Raw genomic sequence first — 19,768 nt, forward strand, 5'->3', positions numbered from 1 at the left:
GCGAGCCGGGCTCGGCGCGGCCTCGTCCGGTCCGGCCCGCCGTGCTTTCGCCCCACCGCACTCCGCAGGCCGTGACCCATTCTCGCCATCAAGTTCGTAGGCTGCCGGATTGCTCTCCCCGCCCGCGCGGCAAGGCATGGCCCGACCCGCGCGGCAAGGCAGGCCACCTGCCCCCGCGCGGGCGGCACGGTCAGGAAGCGCTGCGGGAGCGGCGGTCGGAGCGGTCCAGCTCGACGGCCTGCTCCGGGGTGGGCGCGCCGCCGCCCAGGTGGGCCGGCTGCCACCAGGCGTCGTCCGGGCCGGCCGGCTGGTCCGGGTAGTCCCGCTGGGCGCGGTCGACGAGCGCCGACAGCCGGGTGCGCAGGTCGGCGGTGAGGGCGGTGGCGTCCGGGTAGGCGGCCGGGTCCATCGGCTCCCCCACCAGGATGGTGATCGGGGTGTGCCGGCGGGTCAGGGTGCGCGGGCGCCCCTTGGTCCAGAGCCGCTGGGTGCCCCAGAGCGCCACCGGCAGCAGCGGCACGCCGGCCTCCTGCGCCATCCGGGCCGCACCGTTCTTGAGGTCCTTGACGGTGAAGGACCGGCTGATCGTCGCCTCCGGGAAGACGCCGACCACCTCGCCCCGGCGCAGCGCGCCGACCGCGGCGGCGTACGACCCGGCGCCGGCGGCGCGGTTGACCGGGATGTGCTTCATGCCGCGCATCAGCGGGCCGGAGACCCGGTGCCGGAAGACGCTCTCCTTGGCCATGAAGCGGACCAGCCGGCGGGACTCGTGCGCGCCGTAGCCGCAGAAGATGAAGTCGAGGTAGCTCACGTGGTTGGACGCGAGCACCGCCCCGCCGGTGCGCGGCACGTGGTGGCTGCCGATCACGTCCAGGCGCAGGTCGAGAGCGCGGAACATCGTCTTGGCGGCGGTGATCACGGGCGGGTACACGAGTTCCGGCATCCGGCAACTTTACCGCGCGTAGGTTACCCGACCGTAGCGCCACTCTGCCCTGGGCAGAGCCGGCGTCGCTCGGCCTTCGGGTGGTCGCCGCCGACTACCGGTTCTCGCACGAGGCCCGCTGGCCGGCCCAGCTCGACGACGTACGCGCCGCCGCGCGGGCGGCCCGGGCCTCCGCGGACGGCCGGCCGCTGCTGGTCGGCGGCGACTCGGCCGGCGGGACGCTCGCCCTGCACCTGGCCCTGCGCGGGGTGGACCGGCCGGGCGACGTGACGGCCACGCTGGCGTACTGGGCGCCTGTCGACCCGCTCGACGACGAGCAGCGGCGCCGCCGGCCCCCGGGCGACGACCCGTGGGCCGACCTGCTCGGGCACCCGCCGGCCGCCGGTGATCCGGCCACCGCCGACGCCACCGTCGCCAGTCATCTCGGCGCCGGCGTGCCGGTGCTCCTGGTGCAGGGCCGGGACGACGTGCCGGTGCCGGCCGCGCAGGCGGTGGAGCTGGCCGGCCGGCTGCTCGCCGCCGGCCACCCGACGCACCTCTGGCTCACCCACGGCGGTCACGCGCTCGACCTTGCCCGCCCCGACCTGCGCGCGGTCACCGCCGCGTTCCTGGACAACGTCCTGCCGGCGGCCCGGGCCGACTAGGTTCGGTGGTATGCCCGATCTAGCCGCGATAGTCATCCATTGCAACGATCCGTACCTGCTCGTCCCGTTCTGGAGCGCGGTCAGCGGGCTGCCCGTGGCGGAGGCGGACCGGGCGAAGCTCGCCGGCCGTACGCTCGGGCCGGCCGAGGCGGTGCTGCTGCGCGACCCGCACGGGCGGCGGCCGGACCTGTGGATCAGCCCGGCCGGTGAGCTGCCCGCGCCCGGCCGGATCCACCTGGACCTGGTCGGCGACGCCGAGGAGCGCGCCGCCGTGCTGGAGGCGGGCGCGACGGTGGTCCGCGAGCTGCCCCGGTGGACCGTGCTGGCCGACCCGGAGGGCAACGAGTTCTGCCTGCTGCCGCCGAACGAGGCGCACGCCGACGGGCCACCCGCCGGCCACTGAGCCGGCCAGGGTTCAGCCGGCCGGGGTCAGCCGGTCGGGTTGTGCAGGTCGAGCCGGCCCCGGGCGAACGCGTCCACCCGGCCCCACCGGCCCGGAATGTCCAGCACCTCGATCCGCCCCATGCCGATCGGCAGCTGCGGGTCCACCGCCAGGTGCCCCTCGTGCGGCTCCAACCCCAGCATCGTCCGGATCAGCAGCAGCGGCGCCCCGGTCGACCAGGCCTGCGGGCTGCACGCGGTCGGGTACTCCACCGGGAACTTGGTCAGCTCCCGCTGGTAGCCGCCGAACGCCTCCGGCAGCCGGCCGTCGAAGTAGGTGGCCGCGTCCAGGATGCCGCTGGCGACCGTGGCCGCCTCGTCGGCGAAGCCGTACCGACGCAGGCCCCAGGCGACGAACGAGTTGTCGAACGGCCAGATCGTGCCGTTGTGGTAGCCGATCGGGTTGTAGCGGACCTCGCCCTCGGCCAGCGTCCGTACCCCCCAGCCGGACCAGAGCCGCGGCCCGACCAGATGCGCGGCGATCTGCGGCGCCCGCTCGTCGTCGACGATGCCGCTCCACAGCAGGTGGCCGATGTTGGAGCTGAGCACGTCGCACTGCCGCCCCTCCGGGTCCAGGGCGAGCGCGTAGAAGCCGCCGTCGGCGACCCACCAGTCGCGGTTGAACCGCGCCTTCAGCTCCGCCGCCTCGCGTTCCAACTGATCGGCGTACGCGGGGTCGCCCCAGAACTCCCGGGCCAGGCGGGCGGCGCGCATCTTCGCGTCGTACGCGTACCCCTGCACCTCGCAGCTCGCCCGCGGGAACGGCGGCAGCGTGCCGTCGGCGTACGAGACGGAGTCCCAGGAGTCCTTCCAGCACTGGTTCTCCAGGCCGGTGTCGGTGTTGCGCCGCTCGTACCAGATGTAGCCGTTGCCGACCAGGTCGGCGTAGTCGTCGATCCACTTCAGCGCGGCACGGCACTCCCGTTCCAGCTCCTTGACCAGCGCCACGTCCCCGCTCCACCGCTCGTACTCATCGAGCAGCACCACGAACAGCGGGGTCGCGTCCACCGAGCCGTAGTAGGGCGAGTGCGGCTGCTCCTCGAACGCGGCGGTCTCGCCGTACCGCATCTCGTGCAGGATCCGGCCCGGGTCCTCGTCCCGGAAGTCGTCGAACCGGGTGCCCTGGAGCGCGCCCAGGATGCGCAGCGTGGTCTTCGACATCTCGGGTGCGAACGGCAGCACCTGGAGGCAGGTGAGGATGCTGTCCCGGCCGAACATGGTCATGAACCAGGGCAGGCCGGCGGCGGGCAGCGTCTGCCCGCCCAGCGACAGCGGGGAGAAGCGCAGCGCGGCGAGATCGACCAGGCTCCGCCGGTAGGTCGCGGCGACCCGGTCGTGCTCGCTGTTGACCTTGGGGGCCCGGTCGATCCACTCCTCCAGGTCGTGCTGGAGCGCGAGCCGCTCGGTGCCGTGTGCGCGTAGTCCCATCCGCAGGTCCCGGCCACCCGGGCCGATGGCGAACGTCTGCACGTCGATGAGGACGTCCCACTGTTCGTTGGGCTCCAGGTGGATGCTCCAGGCGAAGCCCCGATTGTCGTAGCGGGCCGGCTGGTTCGCGGAGAGGACCGTCTCCCGCTTGAAGTTGCCCCGCCGGTAGCCCAGCCGCAGCCGGTCCGACTCCGCCTCGGCGTACAGTTCGCCCTTCTTGTTGAGGATCTCGTCCTTGACCTGGAAGAGGTCGGCGAAGTCCGCGCCGGCGTCCATCCGGATCTCCAGGTCCACCGCGTTCTCGTCGTGGTTGAGCACGGTCAGCGTCTCCCGGAAGCTGCCGCCTACCGCCCGTTCCCGGATGACCGACAGCTTCGCGTCGACGTAGTGCGTGGCCATGCCGGGCACCAGGAAGAAGCGCGCCTCGTAGTACTGGAGGTCGTCGTAGGAGAGCGCGTTGAGCCGCTCGCCGTTGACCGTGAGCACCCACTTCGACAGGTACCGCGTGTCGAGGGAGAACAGCCCGGTCGGTTCCGTCGGCGTGGCCTCGATGTCCCCGGTGTCCTCGGAGACCACGAACGTGTTGCCGTCCAGGATCCGGACGGTGTTGTTCCCGGCCATCAGGCGGCCCTCCTGGCGAATGCGTGGCGCGGCCCGCGGGAGTCCGGCGGGCCCGGAAAGACGCGCTCGATCTGCAACACGAGCCGGGGGTCGCCGACGACTGTCATGTCGCCGCGCAGCAACGCCGCGATGGCGTTCTCCTCACCGTCGACGAGCGCCCCGAAGAGCCGGGGCTCGGTCCCGATCACGGTGTCCGCCTCGCCGTCCTCCTGCCGGACCCGCAGGTTGCCCCGGTCGACCTCCAGCAGCCAGTGCGTGGTCCGCGCGCCTTCGTGCAGGTCGAACCGGAGCGTCCCGGACGTCTTGACCAGCAGCGGCTCGAACCCGCGCCGGTCCAGGTCCTCGAAGAATCTCGTGGCCATGTCCACCATCGAAGGTGACTCCTCCCGCGCTCGGCGGTCTCCTCGTCGACCGGACGGGTCCCCTCCGCGCCCCGGGTCAACCTCGCCCGGATCGGGTGAGGCGACCGGACCGGACATGCGGAACGCCGCCCCCGAACCGGGGGCGGCGTCACCGCGTCGGCAGGTCAGTTGTTGGGGTCGTCGGCGCTGATGTCCGCGAGCACCGACTGGGGTTCCCGCTCCACCGCCAGGTCACCCATCGACACCAGGCCGACCAGCTTCCCGTCCTCGATGACCGGGAGCCGGCGGACCGCGTATGTGCGCATCAGGTCGGCGGCGGCCACCGCGTCGTCGTACTGGCTCACCGTCACCACGTCCTTGCTGGTGATCTCGTTGAGCCGGGTGGTGGCGGGGTTACGGTCCTCGGCCACGCCCCGGACCGTGATGTCCCGGTCCGTGACGATGCCGACCACGTTGTCGCCGTCGGTCACCACCACGTCGCCGATGGCGCTGTCGCGCATCTCCTGCGCCGCCGCGGTGAGCGTGTCGTTGCCGTCCATCGTCACCAACCGGGTCGTCATGAACTCTCCGACCGTTGTCATGGTGCTCCCCTCTCGGTGTCGGCACCGCGGTCTACCCGCCGTCGCAGGCGGGGTAACTCGGGCGGTTCACCCCCGGCGCCGGATCCGCCGGCGGATCTCGTACGAGCCGTTGCTGGACAGCCCGTAGAAGAGCGGCAGCAGCAGGAGCACCACAAGCGCCACCGGCACGCTCACCCAGCCCACCAGACCGGCGATCGCGTACGCGACCACGCCGAGCGCCGCCCGGACCCGTTCGACCTCGAAGAACCGGGAGTTCACGCCCGCCTGAAGCAGCTCCGGATGCCGGCTCAGGTAGTGGTAGAGCCAGAGCCAGGCCGCCGAGAGGGCGACGCCGACCACCGCGTACGCGGTGACCGCGACCCGCTCGTCGAACGCGTCGCCCTTCTCCACCGCGCGGGAGACGAGCGCGGTGACGAACGGCAGCAGCGCCACGCTGAACAGCACCCCGAGGTTCGCCCAGTGCAGGCCCCGATCGGCGCAGCGGACCCGGTGGAACGCCCCCTTGTGGTTCAGCCAGTTCACCGCCACGTACAGGTAGGACGTGACGTAGGCGAGGTAGACCGGCCACTGGTCGAGCAACGCGCGCAGCAGCCCGCCCGGCGCCACCTCGGGCACACGCAGGTCGAGCACGAGCAGGGTGACGACGATGGCGAAGACCGCGTCGCTGAACCCGATCGCCCGGGCCGTGTCCGAGCGCAGCCCGGTCTCGACCTCGTCGGCGTCCTCCGTACCCGATCCGGTCGCCATCGTTCCCCCCACCCGCCGGCGCGGGTCGCCGGCAACCGGCCCCGCATACCCGCTGCGGAGGCGTCCGTGCCGGCACGGACGCCTCCCGCGGTGCGGTCCCGGGCGGGGTCAGCGCTCGGCGGCGACCAGCTCGGCGAGCTGTACGGCGTTGAGCGCCGCGCCCTTGCGCAGGTTGTCGTTCGAGCAGAACAGCGCCAGCCCGTGCTCGACCGTCTCGTCCACCCGGATCCGCCCGACGAACGTCGGGTCCTGGCCGGCCGCCGCCAGCGGGGTGGGCACGTCACGCAGCGCCACCCCGGGCGCGCCGTCGAGCAGCTCGCGGGCGCGGGCCGGGTCGATCGGCCGGGCGAACCGGGCGTTGATCTGCAACGAGTGACCGGTGAACACGGGCACCCGTACGCAGGTGCCGGAGACCTTCAGCCCCGGGATCTCCAGGATCTTGCGGCTCTCGTTGCGCAGCTTCTGCTCCTCGTCGGTCTCGTCGGAGCCGTCGTCGACGATCGAGCCGGCCAGCGGCAGCACGTTGAACGCGATCGGCGCGGCGAACGAGCGCGGCGCGGGGAACTCGACGGCGGTGCCGTCGAAGGCGAGCGCGCTCGCGCCCTCGGCCACCTTGCGGACCTGGTCGTCCAGCTCGGCCACACCGGCCAGGCCGGCGCCGGAGACCGCCTGGTAGGTGGCGACGACCAGGCTGACCAGCCCGGCCTCGGCGTGCAGCGGGCGCAGCACCGGCATGGCGGCCATCGTGGTGCAGTTCGGGTTGGCCACGATGCCCTTGGGCCGGTCGGCGAGGGCGTGCGGGTTGACCTCGGCGACCACCAGCGGCACCGCCGGATCCATCCGGTACGCCGACGAGTTGTCGATCACCACGGCGCCGGCCTCGGCGACCCGGGGCGCCAGCTCCTTCGCGGTGCTCTTGCCGGCCGAGAAGAGCACGATGTCCAGGCCGCGGTAGTCCGCGGTGGCCGCGTCCTCGACCGTGACCTCGCCGTCGCGCCACGGCAGCGCGCGCCCGGCCGACCGCGCCGAGGCGAACAACCGCACCTGCTCCGCCGGGAACTCGCGTTCCGCCAGCACCTGCCGCATCACGCCACCGACCTGGCCGGTGGCACCCACAATGCCGATCCTCATGCCCGCGAGGCTACCCAGCCGGGCCGGGCGGGCGGGAAGCGTTTCCCAGCGCGCGGGCCGGGGCGACGGGAATCACACACCCCGCCGCCCCACCGGTCACGCGTGGTCGACCACCTCGCCGAGGTCGGCGGCCACCAGCTCGTCCCGGATCACCGCCGCGTCGCCCTCGACCACCAGCGTCAGCGCCTCCGGGTGCAGGTGCGTCGCGGCGGCCGCGGAGACCTCCTCGACGGTGGCCGCGAGCAGCGCCTCGCGCAGCGTGGCGTGGTAGTCGTCCGGCAGGTCGTGCACCACCAGCGTGGTGAGCGCCGACGCGATCGCCCGCGGGCTCTGCAACTCGACCGAGAGCTGCCCGGCCCGCCAGGAGCGGGCCACCTCCAGCTCCTCCTCGGTCACCCCGGTCTCCCGGGTACGCGAGACCTCCCCCACGGACTCGACGAGCGCCGGCGCGGTCGCCGCGGTCTGCACGCCGGAGCTGACCGCGAACCGGCCGAACCGCCGCGACGAGGCGAAGTCGCCCCGGATCCCGTACGTGTAGCCGCGCACCTCACGGATCAGGTGGTTGAGGCGGGAGGTGAACGCGCCGCCGAGCACGGTGCCGGCGAGCGTCATCGGCACGTGGTCGGGGTGGCCGCGGTGCGGGGACGGGTGGCCCAGCCGCAGCGTCGACTGCACCGAGCCGGGCCGGTCGACCAGGATGACCCGCCGCCGGTCGGCGAGCGGCACGTCGATCGGGCCGCCCCGGTCGACCGGGCCGCCACCGGTGCCGACGAACGCCGCCGCGCCGAGTGCCTCCAGGTCGATCCGTTCCAGGTCGCCGGCGACGATCAGCGTGCCGGGGCGGATGAACCACTCCGAGTGGAAGACCGTGACGTCGTCCGCCTCCAGCGCGGCCACGCTGCCCGGGTCGCCGTAGAGCGGGCGGCCCCACCGGTGTGCCACGCCGAACAGGTCAGCGCGCAGCACCGCGTCGGCGCGCGGGCCCGGGTTGGCCCAGTCCATCCGCAGCGCGGTCGCCTCGTCGTCGCGGACCCGCAACACGTCGGCCGGATCGAGCCGCGGCGTGCGGACCGCCTCGGCCATCAGCTCCACCGCGGCGCTCAGCCGCTCCACCGGGACCTGCACGCTGACCTGGAACGAGTCCCAGTCGAGCCCGGCCACCAGCTCGGTGCCGAGCGCCTCGACGGCCAGCGCGTACGCGGTGGCGTCCCGGTGCGCGGTGCCCTCCTCCAGCGCCTTGGCCAGCACCGCGCCGAGGCCCTCCTTGCCGACCGGCTCCCGGCCGGCGCCGCCGTCGAGCAGCAGCAACGCGACGGCGAGGTTCTGCCCGGGCAGGTGCGCGGCGACCACCTGACCACCGGCCACCGTCCGCCGGACCACCTGGGGGAACCGGTAGGCGCGGGCGGCGCCCGGGCCGGGACGGGTGGCGATCAGCGTCATGAGGTCTCCTCGGGCAGGTAGGTCAGGATCGCCCGGTCGGCGGCGCCGAGCAGCTCGGTGGCCTGCTCGGCGATCTGCTCGGCGGTGACGGCGAGCCAGCCGGGCAGCCGGTCGGCGGCCCGGGCCGGGTCGCCGAACTGGGTGGCGTAGCGGCCGAGCGTGTCGGCGCGGCCGTCCACGGTGGACATCTGCCGCCACCACGAGGTGCTCAGCAGCGCCTTGGCCCGGTCCAGCTCGGCGGCGGTCACCGGCACGGTGGCCAGTTCGTCGACCACCTCGGCCAGCCCGTCGCGCAGCCGCTCGGCGGTCACCCCGGGGCGGGCGGTGGCGGTGGCGATCAGCGGGGCCGGCGCGTGCGCCAGGTCGACCCCGTACGCCCCGATCAGGTCCGGCTGGGCGATCCGTTCCCCGTCGGCGAGCCGCTGGTAGAGCCGGCTGCCCCGGCCGCTGCCCAGCACGGTGGCGAGGACCGTGGTCACGTCGTACCCGGTGGCGCCGAACGGGTGGGTGCGGTGCGCGAGGTAGACGCGGGGGGCGGGCACGTCGGCGGTGACCGTCTCCACCGCCGGACGGCCGGTCGCCGGCACGGTGCGGCCGTCCGGGGCGGGCGGGATGTCCGGGCGCGGCGCGAGGCCGCCGAAGTACTTGTCGGCCAGCGCGAACACCTCCGCGGCGGGGGCGTCGCCGACCACGGTGAGCACCGCGTTGTTCGGCGCGTAGTAGGTGGTGTGGAACGTCTGGAAGGTGGCCAGGTCGGCGGCGTTCAGGTCGGCCATCGACCCGATCGTGGCGTGGTGGTAGGGGTGGCCGGGCGGGTAGAGCAGCGGCAGCAGCCGCAGCCAGGCGTCGCCGTAGGGGACGTTCTCGTAGCGCTGCCGCCGTTCGTTCTTCACCACGTCGCGCTGGTTGTCGAGCGTCTCCTGGGTGAGCGCCGGCACCAGGCCGCCCATCCGGTCGGCCTCCAGCCAGAGCGCCAGCTCCAGGTGTTCGGCCGGAACGGTCTCGAAGTAGTTGGTCCGGTCCGGGTTGGTGGTCGCGTTGAGTGAGCCGCCGGCGCCCTGGATCAGCTTCATGTGCTCGGTCTTCGCCACGTTCACCGAGCCCTCGAACATCAGGTGCTCGAAGAGGTGGGCGAAGCCGGTCTGGCCCGCCGGTTCGTGGCGGGACCCCACGTCGTACCAGAGGTTGACCGCCACGGCCGGGGCGGTGCGGTCCTCGCTCACCACCACACGCAGGCCGTTGTCCAGTCGGGTCGTCTCGATCGGCCAGGGGAAACCGCTGTCGGGCATGGCACGACGCTATCCGATCCGGTGGGCGGAAAGGGGAGCCGCGCCCGCGTCGTCGCCGCGCGACGGGGTATCAGCTCGGCATGACCCCCGCACCGTCCGCCGTCGAGCGGGCCGCCGCCGCGCTGGCCCGGCTCCGGCACGCCCGGCTGCTGCATCCCGCCGGTCGCGTGTTCGCCGCCGAGGCGATGATCTGGGGTACGCCGGGACCGCCGACCGGGGTGCCGCTGCTGGACCTGCCGGGCCGGTGGCCGGCCACGGTCCGGCTCTCCAAGGGCACGCCGACGCCGCCCGGCTGGCCGGACGTGCTGGGCGTGGCGGTCCGGCTGCACCGGGACCCGGAACCGCCGATCGATCTGCTGGTCAGTTCCAGCGGCGCCGCGCCGGTGCTGCGCAACCTGCCGCTGCCCCGGCGGCGCTTCACCGGGACGTACACCTCGATCATGTCGTTCCGGGCCGGGGCCCGGCGGCTGTTCCTGGCCGTGCTGGCCGACCCGGACTCACCCGACCTGGGTCGCACGCTGGCCGAGGCCGACGCGGCGGTGACCGGCGACGAGCCCCGGCTGGTGCTCGCGGTGGCCTCGGCGGTGGGTCCGTGGCGGCCGTTCGGCGAGGTACGCCTGAGCGGCCGGCACGGCGGCCCGGAGGACGCCGTGCCGGCCTTCGACCCGATCGGCAACGTGCCGCCGGGGCTGCGGCTGACCGGCCCGCTGGCCCGGTTGCGGGACGCCAGTTACCGGGGGTCCCGCCGCGGCCGGGGCGCGCCGCTCAGTCGGGAGGCTCGACGGGGGTGACGGTCTCGGCGGACGTGCGGTGCTCCAGCACCGTGTCCGGGGCGGCGTTCTGGTCCTCCTCCCGGAGATCCGATTCGGCGAGGATCGCGTCGGCCTGGGCCTGCGCGTCGTCGCTGCCCGCCGCCGCCTCCTCGGGCAGCAGGTGCGCACGGGATTCGATCCGGTCCTGGTCGCTCTGATGATGGCTCATGGCTTCTCCCATACCCCGCGTCCCGCTTGGCGGAACGGCACGGGCATTCCCGGGCGCGTCGGGTACGCTGGCTGACGTGACGCGGTCGTATCGATGGTTTAGGCAGCCGGCTGGAGGAGCCGGTGACTCGACCGTGAGCTGACGTCACCTCCTCTTCGAGCCGGCCGGGCAGGGATGATTCCCTGCCCTTTCGCATGCGAGCAGCCGGCTCGACACCCTGGGCGCCGGCCCCGGGGCGCGGTCGGCGGAAGGATTCCCACCGTGACCACGTCTCCGGACGCCCGCCGGGTCATCGACCAGCGGATCGACCGCGTCGTGCCGTTGACCACCCCGGCCCTGCTCCACCATCACCTGCCGCTCGACGCGCCGCTCGCCGAGGCCGTCATCGCCGGCCGGCGCGCGGTCGCCGGGGTGCTGGACCGCGCCGACGACCGGCTGCTGGTGGTGGTCGGCCCGTGCTCGGTGCACGACCCGGCCGCCGCGCTGGAGTACGCCGGACGGCTGCGTGAGGCGGCCGACCGGGTCGCCGACGACCTGCTCGTGGTGATGCGGGTCTACTTCGAGAAGCCGCGCTCGACCGTGGGCTGGAAGGGTCTGATCAACGACCCGGCGCTTGACGGTTCGGGCGACGTGAACACCGGTCTGCGGACCGCGCGGGCGCTCCTGCTCGACGTGCTGCGGTTGGGCCTGCCGGTGGGCTGCGAGTTCCTCGACCCGATCACCCCGCAGTACATCGCCGACACGGTGGCCTGGGGCGCGATCGGCGCCCGGACCGTGGAGAGCCAGGTGCACCGGCAGCTCGCCTCCGGCCTGTCCATGCCGATCGGCATGAAGAACCGCCCCGACGGCAGCATCGGCACGGCTGTCGACGCGATCCGGGCGGCCGGCGTACCGCACGTCTTCCCCGGCATCGACGTCTCCGGCATCCCGGCGATCATGCACACCCGGGGCAACGCCGACGGGCACCTGGTGCTGCGCGGCGGTGGTGGCCGGCCCAACTACGACGCGGAGTCGGTGGCCGGGGCGCTGGACCTGCTGCGCGCCGCCGGACTGCCCGAACGCGTGGTGATCGACGCCAGTCACGCGAACAGCGGCAAGGACCACCGCAACCAGCCAGTGGTCGCCGCGGACGTGGCCGGGCAGCTCGCCGCCGGGCAGCGCGGCATCGTGGGGATCATGTTGGAGAGCTTCCTGCACGCCGGCCGGCAGGACCTGGACCCGACCCGGGAGCTGGAGTACGGCCGGTCGATCACCGACGCCTGCATCGGCTGGGACACCACCGACGAGGTGCTCGACCACCTGGCCCAGGCGGTCCGCGCCCGCCGCGCCGCGCTGCCCACCCCCGCCTGAGCTCCGTTGGGCGGCGTTTGACCGGTTCGGGGCCGGGTAGGTGGTCGGCGTGACCGATGACGCGCCCGTGACCGAGCAGCCGGACACCAGGCCGCTCGACGACCTGCTCGACGACCTCTACCACGGCCAGGAGCGGATCAGTCAGACCGACATCTACCGCCGCGCGGTGGCCGCCGAGCTTCCGGCGGAGCTGCTCACCCGGATCGCCGCGCTCCCCCAGGGCGAGTACGCGGTGGACGAGGTGGCGGACCTGCTGGGCGGCACGGTCGCCTGAGCCCCCGCCGACGAGAGGACCCGACATGACCGACCGCGAACCCGAGCACGAGCACCTGGCGGCGCTCGGCCAGCCCCCGGAGGGCGTGGACACGCTGCCGGAGCCGGACTTCGCCAACGAGCACGACCGCACCGCGGTGGACCGGGACATCGTCACCGGGGAGGACGAGCGGGAGCCGGAGACGTCACGCGGCTGGGCCGGCGAGGACCACGGCACCACCCCTACCTGATCGAGCGGCACGACGGAGGGGCCGGCGCGTACGCGCCGGCCCCTTCGTCGTACGGTCACTCCCCGTGGTGTCCGCCCTCGGCGGCCCGCTGGGCCACCGCGTACCCCATCTGGAGGAAGTCGGACGCGGCGACCGCGGTCAGCGCGGTGGCCACCAGCCGGGTCAGCCGGGGGGCCAGCACCAGGCCGCCGGTGAGCCCGGTGGCCACCCACACCGCCAGGCAGAACGGGCAGCTCACCAACTCGCCGAGCGCGTGCCGGGTGGGACTGCCCTCGTCCCGGACCTGCTCCATCACCTCGCCGCTGCCGATCGGGTGGTCGTAGCGGGTGAACGGGGCCCGCAGCGGACTGGTGATGGCGTCCTTGGACAGCAGCCGGCTCAGCTTGTGCGTGGCGATCGAGAGCAGCACCACGTCAGCGGGCGAGGGCCGCTCCGGCACCGGTCGGCCGGTGGCCCGGACCAGCCCGACCAGCGCGCCGGTCACGCCGGCGTAGGTGCCCATCGCCTTCAGGTAGCCCTCCAGCGGCCGGTGCTCGTGCGGCGCGTACGCCTGGCGCAGACGCGCCACCTTCTGCTTCAGGCCACTCCCGGTCAACCCGGTCTCCCTCGTCGTCATGACGGCCGGGCTCAGCCGGCGGTCAGGTTGTCGCCGACCTCGCGGTCGAGGTTGGCCAGGATCTCGTCGGCCAGGCCGTGATCGGGGCCGGCCAGGTCCAGCCGGACGCGGGCGCCACCGGCGTCGGCCGGTTCCACGTCGATCTCCGCGGACCAGTCGGCGCTGCTCCACCGCGCCCGCATGTCGTCGGCGTCGAGCACCTCCACCCGGCAGGCGCCGGAGCCGCGCAGCTCCTCGGGCAGCCAGGCGGCGGACCGGTCCGGGTCGGTGGCGGTGTTGAACACCACCTCGGGCGGCGCGGACATGCCGCGCTCGGCGTGGCTGGCCATCAGGCGTCCCGCAGCCGGTGCGGGTCGATCTCCCGGCCGGGGTGCCGGGCCAGGTACTCGGTCTCCAGCTCCGCGGTGCGGCGCAGGTGGTTGGCGAGCGCGGAGTCGGTGGCGTGCCGCAGCGTGTCCAGCCGGGTCCGGTGCAGGCTCTGCACCTCCCGGATCAGGTCCTCGTCGCTCAGCTCGGCGGGATCCACGCCGGGCAGGTCGCCGTCGGTGGCCCCGGCGCGGGCGTGGTCACCGTCCCACTCGGTGACGCGCTGCTCCGGGCTGGTGTCCCGGCGTACCGATTCGGTCATCGTCGCCCCCTCGTCTCGTTCGGGCTGGCGACTAGACGGATGCCCACCCGCTGTGCCACCAAACCCACGCCACCTACGACGCCGCGTCGGAGACGACCGCCGGCCCCGGTACCCTCGATGGCATGCAGCGGCTCCGGACACCGGCGTGGATCGCCCGCCATGTGGCCATGGTCGTGCTGGTGGTGGGTTTCCTCGGGCTGGGCTGGTGGCAGGTCACCCGCGCCGCCGGGGGCAACGCGCTGAGCTTCGGGTACGCGATCGAGTGGCCGGTCTTCGCCGGCTTCGTGGTCTTCGTCTGGTGGCGCGAGGTGCGGCAGGCGCTGCGGGCCGCGCCCGGTCCGTCGGCGGAGGACGCGCCGCCGGCGACCGCCGGCGACGAGCCGGTCGCGCCGACCCCGGCGGTACGCCGGCCGGTGCGCGTCGCCCGGGTGCCGTCGACGCCGACCGAGGGCGCGGACGACGGCGAGCTGGCCGCGTACAACCGCTACCTTTCCTGGTTGAACGCCAATCCGGGCGCCCGGCCCGGCGACTATCCCGGCTGAGGCCGGTGCGGAAGGACGGACGACGGTGGGCGGAGCCCTTACCCGGTACCGCGTGATCGCCTGGATCGTGGGCGTGGCGCTGGTGGTGCTGGTCCTGATCGGCATGCCGCTGAAGTACGGCTTCGACAACCCGAGCGTGGTGGCCGTGGTGGGTGTCGCGCACGGCTGGCTCTACATGCTCTATCTGGCGCTGACGTTCGACCTGTCCCGCCGGGCGGACTGGCCGCTGAAGCGGATGCTGCTGGTGATGCTGGCCGGCACCGTGCCGTTCGTCTCGTTCTACGCGGAGCGGCGGGTGAGCCACTGGGTGGCCGCCGAGCGCCGGTCGCGCACCCCGGAGCCGGTGGCCGGCTGACCGGGGCTCAGCGCGTCGGGCGCCACGGGCCGGTGCTCGGCGGGTCGGTCCGGCCGTCGCGGCGGGCCCGCTCCCGGGCTTGGCGCAGCGCGTCGGCGACCTGACCGAACTGCCGTTCGTCGTCGCTGCTGAACAGCAGTTCCTCGGTGCCCCGGAGCCGGCCCCACAGTTCGTACGCGGGGGGCCGCCAGCGGTCGCCGACGAGCACGAGCAGCAGCGGCAGCAGCCCGACCGCGCCGAGCGTGAGGTACGCCCCGGCGGTGAGCCGTTGCAGGCCGCCGGTGAAGCCGAGCAGCAGCCCGGCCGACGCGATGAGCGCGGCGGTGGCGGCGACCGCCCGGACGGCGAGCCGGTCGTGCGGGCCGCGGGCGGTCCGGAGCTGGGTGATCTCGGCGACCGGCCAGCTGGTGCGGCCGACGGTGAAGCGTTCGGCGGTGACGACGATGCCGGGCCGGGCGTAGAGCAGGCCGGGCGCGGTGGCGCGGGGCGGGTGGGTGGCGGAGCGGTCGGTCTGCACGGTGGCCTCCCGGGGCACGGATCCCGCGATGGGAATCCCGGATCCGGGTCCCATTGTGTGGCGCATTCGCCATGCCGGAAAACGGTCACCGACCGTGAACGTCATCATTGTCACTTTCCGACACTTTGCCAACTTTCGCCCCTGCTTGAACTCCCGTTCACTCCGATCACGGGTTAGGTTGTCCAGGTCGGTCCGGTCGACCGCCATCCGCCTGGATGGCGCCGGCCCGGCGTCGACGGGTCGTCCAGACGCGGCCCGCCGACCGTGGAGAGGAGCTTTCCGCTCTTGTCGTCCTTACGGATGCTGCTCCGCTCGCTGGCGGTGGCCGGCCTGTCGGCCGCGCTGCTCGCCCCGGCGTCGGTGGCTCGGGCCGAGCCCACCCCCGCCGAGCTGACGAAGCAGATCGAGAAGTCCTCGACTGAGCTGGAGCGAATCGTCGAGTCCTACAACAAGCTCAACGAGGACATCAAGGCCAACAAGGCCGAGGCCGCCACGTTGGCGGCCAAGATCGGCCCGTTGCAGGAACAGGCCGAGCGGAGCCGCGCCGACGTGGCCGTGCTGGCCGCCACGGCGTACAAGACCGGCGGCATGCGCACCGCGGCGGCGCTGCTGGAGCCGGGCGGCACCGCCGCGCTGCCGGAACGGTTGGGCACGCTCGACCAGCTCACCCGCCAGCGGCAGCGCACCATCACCGGCTTCACCGCCGACCAGCGCCGGCTGATCGACCAGAAGACCAAGCTGGACGTCACGCTGGCCCGGGAGGCGGCGCAGGCCAAGCAGCTCGCCGCCGGTAAGAAGCGGATCGAGGGGGACCTGTCCCGCCTCTACGAGATGCGCCGCCAGGCGTACGGGCGGGCCACCGAGGCGCCGGCCAAGGCGAGTTCGGCGGGTAAGCCGCCGGCCGTCTCCGGCAAGGCCGGGGTGGCGGTGCGGTACGCCTACGGCGCGGTCGGCAAGCCGTACGGGTGGGGTGCCGAGGGCCCCGGCAGCTACGACTGCTCGGGCCTGACGCTGGCCGCCTGGCGGGCCGCCGGGAAGTCGCTGCCGCACAACGCGGCGGCCCAGTGGAGCGCCACGACCAGGATCAGCCGCAGCGCGCTGCAACCGGGTGACCTGGTGTTCTACTCCGGGCTCGGGCACGTCGCCCTCTACGTCGGCGGCGGTCAGATCATCGACGCGCCCAGCGCGGGCCGCAACGTCAGCAAACGCGGCATGAACATCATGTCGATCGCCGGTTACGGCCGGGTCTGATCCACGGCAGCGAAACGGCCGGCGTCCCCCTGTCGGACGCCGGCCGTTTCGTCGTTCATTACTACCAGGTCAGGCCGCCTGTAGCCCCTCGGCGCGGGCCAGCTCGCGGAGCCGGCCGAGGGCCTGGATCTCGAGCTGGCGGATCCGCTCCCGGGAGAGCGAGAACCGGGAGGCGACCTCGGTCAGCGAGTGCTCCCGCCCGTCCTCCAGGCCGTAGCGGGCCCGCATGATGCCGGCCGACCGGTCGTCGAGGTGGTTGAGCAGCCCCTCGATCCGCTGCCGCTCCAGGCCGGTGAGCACGATCTCCTCCGGCGACGGGGCGTCGCTGTCGGCGACCAGGTCACCGAGGTTGGTGTCGCCGTCGTCGCCCACCGGGGTGTCCAGCGAGACGGTGTCCTGCGACCAGCGGACCAGCTCGTTCACCCGCTCGACGGTGACGCCGAGCGAGGCCGCGATCTGCTCCGGCTCGGGGTCGGCGCCCAGCTCGCGGGTGAGCTGCCGGGCCACGTTGCGCATCCGGTTGACGTCCTCCACCAGGTGCACGGGCAGCCGTACGGTCCGCTCCTGCTGGGCGATCGCCCGGCTGATCGCCTGCCGGATCCACCAGGTCGCGTAGGTGGAGAACTTGAAGCCCCGCTCGTAGTCGAACTTCTCGACCGCCCGGACCAGGCCGGTGTTGCCCTCCTGGATCAGGTCCAGCATGGGCATGCCGGAGCGCACGTAGCGCCGGGCGATGGAGACGACCAGCCGCAGGTTCGCGCGGATGAACAGGTCCTTCGCCCGCTCGCCGTCGGCGACCACGCGCTCCAGCTCCTCCCGGGTGGCCCCGTCGGGGATCCGGTCGGAGTCGATCAGGTGCTCGGCGTAGAGGCCGGCCTCGATCGACTTGGAGAGGTCCACCTCCCGGGCGGCGTCCAGCAGCGGCGTCCGGGAGATCTCGTGCAGGTAGACGCCGACCAGGTCCCGCTCCTCGGCGACCTCGTCGGTACGCATGCCGATGTTCTTGTCCACGATTGCCACGGTCCCCTCGCTCGCGCCGGTTGCCCGGTTCCTTGCCATCCCCACGTTCATCAGCCCTCCCCGTAACCTCCGCTGTGCCCGTAGGTGCTGACACCTACACAACAGATGTGACGTGTCGGGGATTCCATGCCGTGAGTCGAAACTGTCACGAATGCCTGAGTGCTAGCTGAGAGCCGGGTCCATGTTTCCTGTCAGGACCCCTGCTCGGCGGTCTGCGGACCCCCCGGTGGACGCGGCCCGGAGCAGCGGAATCGCCGTCACCCATGGAATGGCACCATTGCGTTTTCCATGAACACAGCGAGCCGCGTCACCGCCGCTCTGGGATCCTGGTCACTGCGTGATACGCGCCCGTGGACCGGTGGGTTCAGCCACGGGAAGGATTACCCTCCGCCTCGTTGAACAATCCGCACGGGGAGAGCCGTCCCCTCCCGCCACGTGATACGCGTCGCACCCGCCGGGCGGATGCGCCCGGCGGGTGGGATCGGGTGGAATCAGGAGGCGAGCAGGGCCAGGGCGCCGCGGACCTGGTCGGCGGCGCGGGCCAGGGCGGCCCGGGCGGCGGGCACCTCGGCGCCGGAGACCAGCGAGACGAGGGCGGTCTTGAGGTCGCCGTCGGCCTCCCGCAACGCGACGGCGCAGACCTCCTCGGCGCAGCCGGTGGCCTCCACCAGGATCGAGATCATCCGGCCGCGCAGCTTGGCGTTGGTGGCCACCATGTCGATCATCAGGTTCGAGTAGACCCGGCCGAGACGCACCATCACGGCCGTGGAGAACGTGTTGAGCACCAGCTTCTGCGCGGTGCCGGCCTTCATCCGGGTCGACCCGGTGACCACCTCGGGACCGGTGTCCACCCCGATGAACACGTCCACCGACGTGGCGGCCTCGGCCTCCGGATTCGCGCAGAGCAGCACCGTCCCGGCACCCTGGGACCGGGACGCGGCGAGCGCCCCGAGGACGTACGGGGTGCGCCCGCTGGCCGCCAGGCCGACCACCAGGTCCCCGGCGCGGACACACTTGGCGGCCTCGGCGGCGCCGCCACGCTCGTCGTCCTCGGCGTCCTCGACGGCCCGCCACATGGCCTCCGGGCCGCCCGCCAGGTGGGCGCAGAACCAGTGCCGGGGCGAGTTGAACGTGGGGGCCAGCTCGGCCGCGTCCAGCACGCCCAGGCGGCCGGAGGTGCCGGCGCCGAAGTAGTGCACCCGGCGTCCGCCGCGCAGCGCGGCCACGGCCAGGTCGACGGTCTCGGCGATCTCGTCCAGCACGGCGGCCACCGCGGCCGGCACCCGCCGGTCGGCCTCGTTGATCACGGCGAGCACGTCCCGGGTCGACATCAGGTCGAGGTCGACGCTGTGCGGGTTGCGCCGTTCGGTCGGCGCGCCGACCCGCACCACCGGACGCACCGTGGTCACCTCGTCCCGCTCCACCCGACCCGCCGTCATGCCCGCCTCCGCCCGGGACCCACCCGACGCGACTGGACCGCCTCGGCGGTGGCTTCGAGGGCCTTCTTGGTGCGGGCCCGGCTCCGGGCGGCCACCCCGACGAAGAGGCAGTCGACCACGGTGAGCTGGGCCAGCCGGCTGGCCGTCGCGCCGGACCGGTAGGTCGTCTCCCGGGCGGCGGTGGTGAGCACGTGGTCCGCGACCTCGGTGATCGGTGAGCGGGGGAAGTTGGTGAGCGCCACCGTGGTGGCGCCGCGCGCCCGGGCCTGCTCCAGCACCTCGATCACGTCGGACGTGGTGCCGGTGTGGGAGATGCCGACCGCGACGTCGCCGCGGCCCAGCAGCGCGGCGGAGGTGAGCGCGGTGTGCACGTCCGGGAAGTAGAACGCGATGCGGCCGATGCGGTGCAGCTTCTGCTGGAAGTCCGAGGCGACGAAGCCGCTGGCGCCCGCGCCGTAGACGTCGATCCGGCCGGCCGCGCCGATCGCCTCGACCACCCGCTCGCAGACCGCCGGGTCGAGCTGCTCGGCGGTTTCCTCGACGGCCCGTGCGTCGTTGAACGCGATGGTGGCGATGATCTGGGCCAGGTCGGCGCCGGGCGGGATGTCGCCGCCGACGACCCGCGCGTCCGGCGGCTCGACCCGACGGGCGGCCTCGGCGGCGAGCCGGATCCGCAGCTGGGGGTAGCCGTTCATGCCGACCGAGCGGCAGAACCGGATCACGGTCGCCTCGGATGTCTCGGCGGCGGTGGCGAGGTCGGTGATCGTGCGCCGGGCCGCGTCCGCCGGATCGGCGACGACCAGCCGGGCCACCCGCTGCTCGGCCGGGGACAGCGAGGGCAGGAGGCCGCTGATGTGGACGATCAGTCCACCGGGCTCGTGACTCGCAGAAATCTTCGGACTCTTCGCCACGGATGAAACTTACTTTCACTGGGCGTAA

At 73.5% G+C, this 19,768-nt stretch carries 25 protein-coding genes; 9 read left to right on the forward strand and 16 right to left on the reverse strand.

Annotation, left to right across the window (positions count from 1 at the left end; genetic code table 11):
- Nucleotides 1–190 precede the first annotated feature (190 nt).
- Complete coding sequence (locus AB0B02_RS22985) at nt 191–943, reverse strand: lysophospholipid acyltransferase family protein (RefSeq protein ID WP_281937436.1); 753 nt, start codon at nt 941–943, stop codon at nt 191–193.
- A gap of 44 nt (nt 944–987) precedes the next feature.
- Between AB0B02_RS22985 and AB0B02_RS22990 the strand changes: the two genes are divergently transcribed.
- On the forward strand, nt 988–1,587 hold the full coding sequence (locus tag AB0B02_RS22990; RefSeq protein WP_357303477.1) for an alpha/beta hydrolase fold domain-containing protein: 600 nt from the start codon (nt 988–990) through the stop codon (nt 1,585–1,587).
- A gap of 10 nt (nt 1,588–1,597) precedes the next feature.
- A complete protein-coding gene (locus tag AB0B02_RS22995; protein ID WP_357303305.1) occupies nt 1,598–1,990 on the forward strand; it encodes a VOC family protein in 393 nt (130 codons plus the stop codon).
- Nucleotides 1,991–2,016: 26 nt separating this feature from the next.
- On the opposite strand, the gene AB0B02_RS23000 is transcribed toward AB0B02_RS22995, so the two are convergent.
- From AB0B02_RS23000 to AB0B02_RS23030, 7 genes are all read right to left on the reverse strand, one after another.
- Nucleotides 2,017–4,077 carry a glycogen debranching N-terminal domain-containing protein gene (locus AB0B02_RS23000; protein WP_357303308.1) on the reverse strand — a complete coding sequence of 687 codons (2,061 nt, stop codon included), beginning with the start codon at nt 4,075–4,077 and terminating at the stop codon, nt 2,017–2,019.
- On the reverse strand, nt 4,077–4,448 hold the full coding sequence (locus tag AB0B02_RS23005; protein ID WP_357303311.1) for an SCP2 sterol-binding domain-containing protein: 372 nt from the start codon (nt 4,446–4,448) through the stop codon (nt 4,077–4,079). Before AB0B02_RS23005 ends, AB0B02_RS23000 begins: the two co-directional genes overlap by 1 nt.
- Nucleotides 4,449–4,603: 155 nt before the next feature.
- Entirely contained in the window at nt 4,604–5,020 is a 417-nt protein-coding gene (locus tag AB0B02_RS23010) for a CBS domain-containing protein (protein WP_107157087.1), read from the reverse strand.
- A 66-nt stretch (nt 5,021–5,086) separates the two neighbouring features.
- Entirely contained in the window at nt 5,087–5,767 is a 681-nt protein-coding gene (locus AB0B02_RS23015; protein ID WP_357303315.1) for a TMEM175 family protein, read from the reverse strand.
- A gap of 108 nt (nt 5,768–5,875) precedes the next feature.
- Nucleotides 5,876–6,898: an aspartate-semialdehyde dehydrogenase gene (locus AB0B02_RS23020; RefSeq protein ID WP_357303318.1), complete on the reverse strand. Its 1,023-nt coding sequence runs from the start codon at nt 6,896–6,898 to the stop codon at nt 5,876–5,878.
- 96 nt (nt 6,899–6,994) lie between these two features.
- Nucleotides 6,995–8,338, reverse strand: a complete 1,344-nt coding sequence (locus tag AB0B02_RS23025; protein ID WP_357303321.1) for a pitrilysin family protein — start codon at nt 8,336–8,338, stop codon at nt 6,995–6,997.
- Nucleotides 8,335–9,627: a pitrilysin family protein gene (locus tag AB0B02_RS23030; RefSeq protein ID WP_281937449.1), complete on the reverse strand. Its 1,293-nt coding sequence runs from the start codon at nt 9,625–9,627 to the stop codon at nt 8,335–8,337. The genes AB0B02_RS23025 and AB0B02_RS23030 overlap by 4 nt, the downstream gene beginning before the upstream one ends.
- A gap of 80 nt (nt 9,628–9,707) precedes the next feature.
- Between AB0B02_RS23030 and AB0B02_RS23035 the strand changes: the two genes are divergently transcribed.
- Nucleotides 9,708–10,418 carry a phosphodiesterase gene (locus AB0B02_RS23035; RefSeq protein ID WP_357303325.1) on the forward strand — a complete coding sequence of 237 codons (711 nt, stop codon included), beginning with the start codon at nt 9,708–9,710 and terminating at the stop codon, nt 10,416–10,418.
- Here the strand turns inward: AB0B02_RS23035 and AB0B02_RS23040 are convergent.
- Nucleotides 10,393–10,608 carry a hypothetical protein gene (locus AB0B02_RS23040; protein ID WP_281937453.1) on the reverse strand — a complete coding sequence of 72 codons (216 nt, stop codon included), beginning with the start codon at nt 10,606–10,608 and terminating at the stop codon, nt 10,393–10,395. The genes AB0B02_RS23035 and AB0B02_RS23040 overlap by 26 nt on opposite strands.
- Nucleotides 10,609–10,860: 252 nt before the next feature.
- On the opposite strand from AB0B02_RS23040, the gene AB0B02_RS23045 reads away from it, so the two are divergent.
- The 3 genes from AB0B02_RS23045 to AB0B02_RS23055 are packed head-to-tail and all read left to right on the forward strand — an operon-like array spanning nt 10,861 to nt 12,461.
- A complete protein-coding gene (locus AB0B02_RS23045; RefSeq protein WP_357303480.1) occupies nt 10,861–11,958 on the forward strand; it encodes a 3-deoxy-7-phosphoheptulonate synthase in 1,098 nt (365 codons plus the stop codon).
- Between the two features lie 49 nt (nt 11,959–12,007).
- Nucleotides 12,008–12,232, forward strand: a complete 225-nt coding sequence (locus AB0B02_RS23050) for a hypothetical protein (RefSeq protein WP_091069627.1) — start codon at nt 12,008–12,010, stop codon at nt 12,230–12,232.
- Nucleotides 12,233–12,257: 25 nt separating this feature from the next.
- The gene (locus AB0B02_RS23055; RefSeq protein WP_107157081.1) at nt 12,258–12,461 is read left to right on the forward strand and encodes a hypothetical protein; all 204 of its coding nucleotides are present in this window, start codon (nt 12,258–12,260) and stop codon (nt 12,459–12,461) included.
- A gap of 55 nt (nt 12,462–12,516) precedes the next feature.
- On the opposite strand, the gene AB0B02_RS23060 is transcribed toward AB0B02_RS23055, so the two are convergent.
- Genes AB0B02_RS23060 through AB0B02_RS23070 form a run of 3 tightly spaced genes read right to left on the reverse strand, consistent with a single transcriptional unit; the run spans nt 12,517 to nt 13,705 of the window.
- The gene (locus AB0B02_RS23060; RefSeq protein ID WP_357303328.1) at nt 12,517–13,077 is read right to left on the reverse strand and encodes a DUF1360 domain-containing protein; all 561 of its coding nucleotides are present in this window, start codon (nt 13,075–13,077) and stop codon (nt 12,517–12,519) included.
- Between the two features lie 11 nt (nt 13,078–13,088).
- Nucleotides 13,089–13,406 (reverse strand): SRPBCC family protein, encoded by a 318-nt coding sequence (locus tag AB0B02_RS23065; RefSeq protein WP_281937457.1) that lies wholly within the window; start codon nt 13,404–13,406, stop codon nt 13,089–13,091.
- A complete protein-coding gene (locus AB0B02_RS23070; protein ID WP_281937459.1) occupies nt 13,406–13,705 on the reverse strand; it encodes a DUF6158 family protein in 300 nt (99 codons plus the stop codon). Before AB0B02_RS23070 ends, AB0B02_RS23065 begins: the two co-directional genes overlap by 1 nt.
- 122 nt (nt 13,706–13,827) lie before the next feature.
- Between AB0B02_RS23070 and AB0B02_RS23075 the strand changes: the two genes are divergently transcribed.
- Nucleotides 13,828–14,247 carry a hypothetical protein gene (locus AB0B02_RS23075; protein WP_357303331.1) on the forward strand — a complete coding sequence of 140 codons (420 nt, stop codon included), beginning with the start codon at nt 13,828–13,830 and terminating at the stop codon, nt 14,245–14,247.
- Nucleotides 14,248–14,272: 25 nt separating this feature from the next.
- Nucleotides 14,273–14,602: a DUF3817 domain-containing protein gene (locus AB0B02_RS23080; RefSeq protein WP_281937463.1), complete on the forward strand. Its 330-nt coding sequence runs from the start codon at nt 14,273–14,275 to the stop codon at nt 14,600–14,602.
- A 7-nt stretch (nt 14,603–14,609) separates the two neighbouring features.
- Here the strand turns inward: AB0B02_RS23080 and AB0B02_RS23085 are convergent, their stop codons facing one another.
- Nucleotides 14,610–15,119: a DUF6232 family protein gene (locus tag AB0B02_RS23085; protein WP_357303334.1), complete on the reverse strand. Its 510-nt coding sequence runs from the start codon at nt 15,117–15,119 to the stop codon at nt 14,610–14,612.
- Between the two features lie 285 nt (nt 15,120–15,404).
- Between AB0B02_RS23085 and AB0B02_RS23090 the strand changes: the two genes are divergently transcribed.
- Entirely contained in the window at nt 15,405–16,370 is a 966-nt protein-coding gene (locus AB0B02_RS23090) for a C40 family peptidase (RefSeq protein WP_281937466.1), read from the forward strand.
- Nucleotides 16,371–16,439: 69 nt separating this feature from the next.
- Here AB0B02_RS23090 and AB0B02_RS23095 read toward each other — a convergent pair whose 3' ends face one another.
- The 3 genes from AB0B02_RS23095 to AB0B02_RS23105 all read right to left on the reverse strand — a co-directional run bounded on the left by AB0B02_RS23095 (nt 16,440) and on the right by AB0B02_RS23105 (nt 19,740).
- A complete protein-coding gene (locus AB0B02_RS23095) occupies nt 16,440–17,429 on the reverse strand; it encodes a sigma-70 family RNA polymerase sigma factor (RefSeq protein ID WP_281938564.1) in 990 nt (329 codons plus the stop codon).
- Nucleotides 17,430–17,881: 452 nt separating this feature from the next.
- On the reverse strand, nt 17,882–18,829 hold the full coding sequence (murQ, locus tag AB0B02_RS23100) for an N-acetylmuramic acid 6-phosphate etherase (RefSeq protein WP_357303338.1): 948 nt from the start codon (nt 18,827–18,829) through the stop codon (nt 17,882–17,884).
- Nucleotides 18,826–19,740, reverse strand: a complete 915-nt coding sequence (locus AB0B02_RS23105; RefSeq protein ID WP_107157071.1) for a MurR/RpiR family transcriptional regulator — start codon at nt 19,738–19,740, stop codon at nt 18,826–18,828. Before AB0B02_RS23105 ends, murQ begins: the two co-directional genes overlap by 4 nt.
- Nucleotides 19,741–19,768: the final 28 nt, after the last annotated feature.

Source organism: Micromonospora sp. NPDC049240, assembly GCF_040647835.1.
In the GTDB taxonomy this organism is placed as follows: domain Bacteria; phylum Actinomycetota; class Actinomycetes; order Mycobacteriales; family Micromonosporaceae; genus Micromonospora.

Bases quoted from the DNA above. Each gene is read 5' to 3' on its own strand.
- AB0B02_RS23095 (WP_281938564.1), bottom strand. From the start codon at position 17,429: ATGGCAAGGAACCGGGCAACCGGCGCGAGCGAGGGGACCGTGGCAATC.
- AB0B02_RS23065 (WP_281937457.1), bottom strand. From the start codon at position 13,406: ATGGCCAGCCACGCCGAGCGCGGCATGTCCGCGCCGCCCGAGGTGGTG.
- AB0B02_RS23035 (WP_357303325.1), top strand. From the start codon at position 9,708: ATGACCCCCGCACCGTCCGCCGTCGAGCGGGCCGCCGCCGCGCTGGCC.
- AB0B02_RS23025 (WP_357303321.1), bottom strand. From the start codon at position 8,338: ATGACGCTGATCGCCACCCGTCCCGGCCCGGGCGCCGCCCGCGCCTAC.
- AB0B02_RS23070 (WP_281937459.1), bottom strand. From the start codon at position 13,705: ATGACCGAATCGGTACGCCGGGACACCAGCCCGGAGCAGCGCGTCACC.
- AB0B02_RS23000 (WP_357303308.1), bottom strand. From the start codon at position 4,077: ATGGCCGGGAACAACACCGTCCGGATCCTGGACGGCAACACGTTCGTG.
- AB0B02_RS23015 (WP_357303315.1), bottom strand. From the start codon at position 5,767: ATGGCGACCGGATCGGGTACGGAGGACGCCGACGAGGTCGAGACCGGG.
- AB0B02_RS23055 (WP_107157081.1), top strand. From the start codon at position 12,258: ATGACCGACCGCGAACCCGAGCACGAGCACCTGGCGGCGCTCGGCCAG.
- AB0B02_RS23030 (WP_281937449.1), bottom strand. From the start codon at position 9,627: ATGCCCGACAGCGGTTTCCCCTGGCCGATCGAGACGACCCGACTGGAC.
- murQ (WP_357303338.1), bottom strand. From the start codon at position 18,829: ATGACGGCGGGTCGGGTGGAGCGGGACGAGGTGACCACGGTGCGTCCG.
- AB0B02_RS23020 (WP_357303318.1), bottom strand. From the start codon at position 6,898: ATGAGGATCGGCATTGTGGGTGCCACCGGCCAGGTCGGTGGCGTGATG.
- AB0B02_RS22985 (WP_281937436.1), bottom strand. From the start codon at position 943: ATGCCGGAACTCGTGTACCCGCCCGTGATCACCGCCGCCAAGACGATG.
- AB0B02_RS23010 (WP_107157087.1), bottom strand. From the start codon at position 5,020: ATGACAACGGTCGGAGAGTTCATGACGACCCGGTTGGTGACGATGGAC.
- AB0B02_RS23005 (WP_357303311.1), bottom strand. From the start codon at position 4,448: ATGGTGGACATGGCCACGAGATTCTTCGAGGACCTGGACCGGCGCGGG.
- AB0B02_RS23060 (WP_357303328.1), bottom strand. From the start codon at position 13,077: ATGACGACGAGGGAGACCGGGTTGACCGGGAGTGGCCTGAAGCAGAAG.
- AB0B02_RS23040 (WP_281937453.1), bottom strand. From the start codon at position 10,608: ATGAGCCATCATCAGAGCGACCAGGACCGGATCGAATCCCGTGCGCAC.
- AB0B02_RS23075 (WP_357303331.1), top strand. From the start codon at position 13,828: ATGCAGCGGCTCCGGACACCGGCGTGGATCGCCCGCCATGTGGCCATG.
- AB0B02_RS22995 (WP_357303305.1), top strand. From the start codon at position 1,598: ATGCCCGATCTAGCCGCGATAGTCATCCATTGCAACGATCCGTACCTG.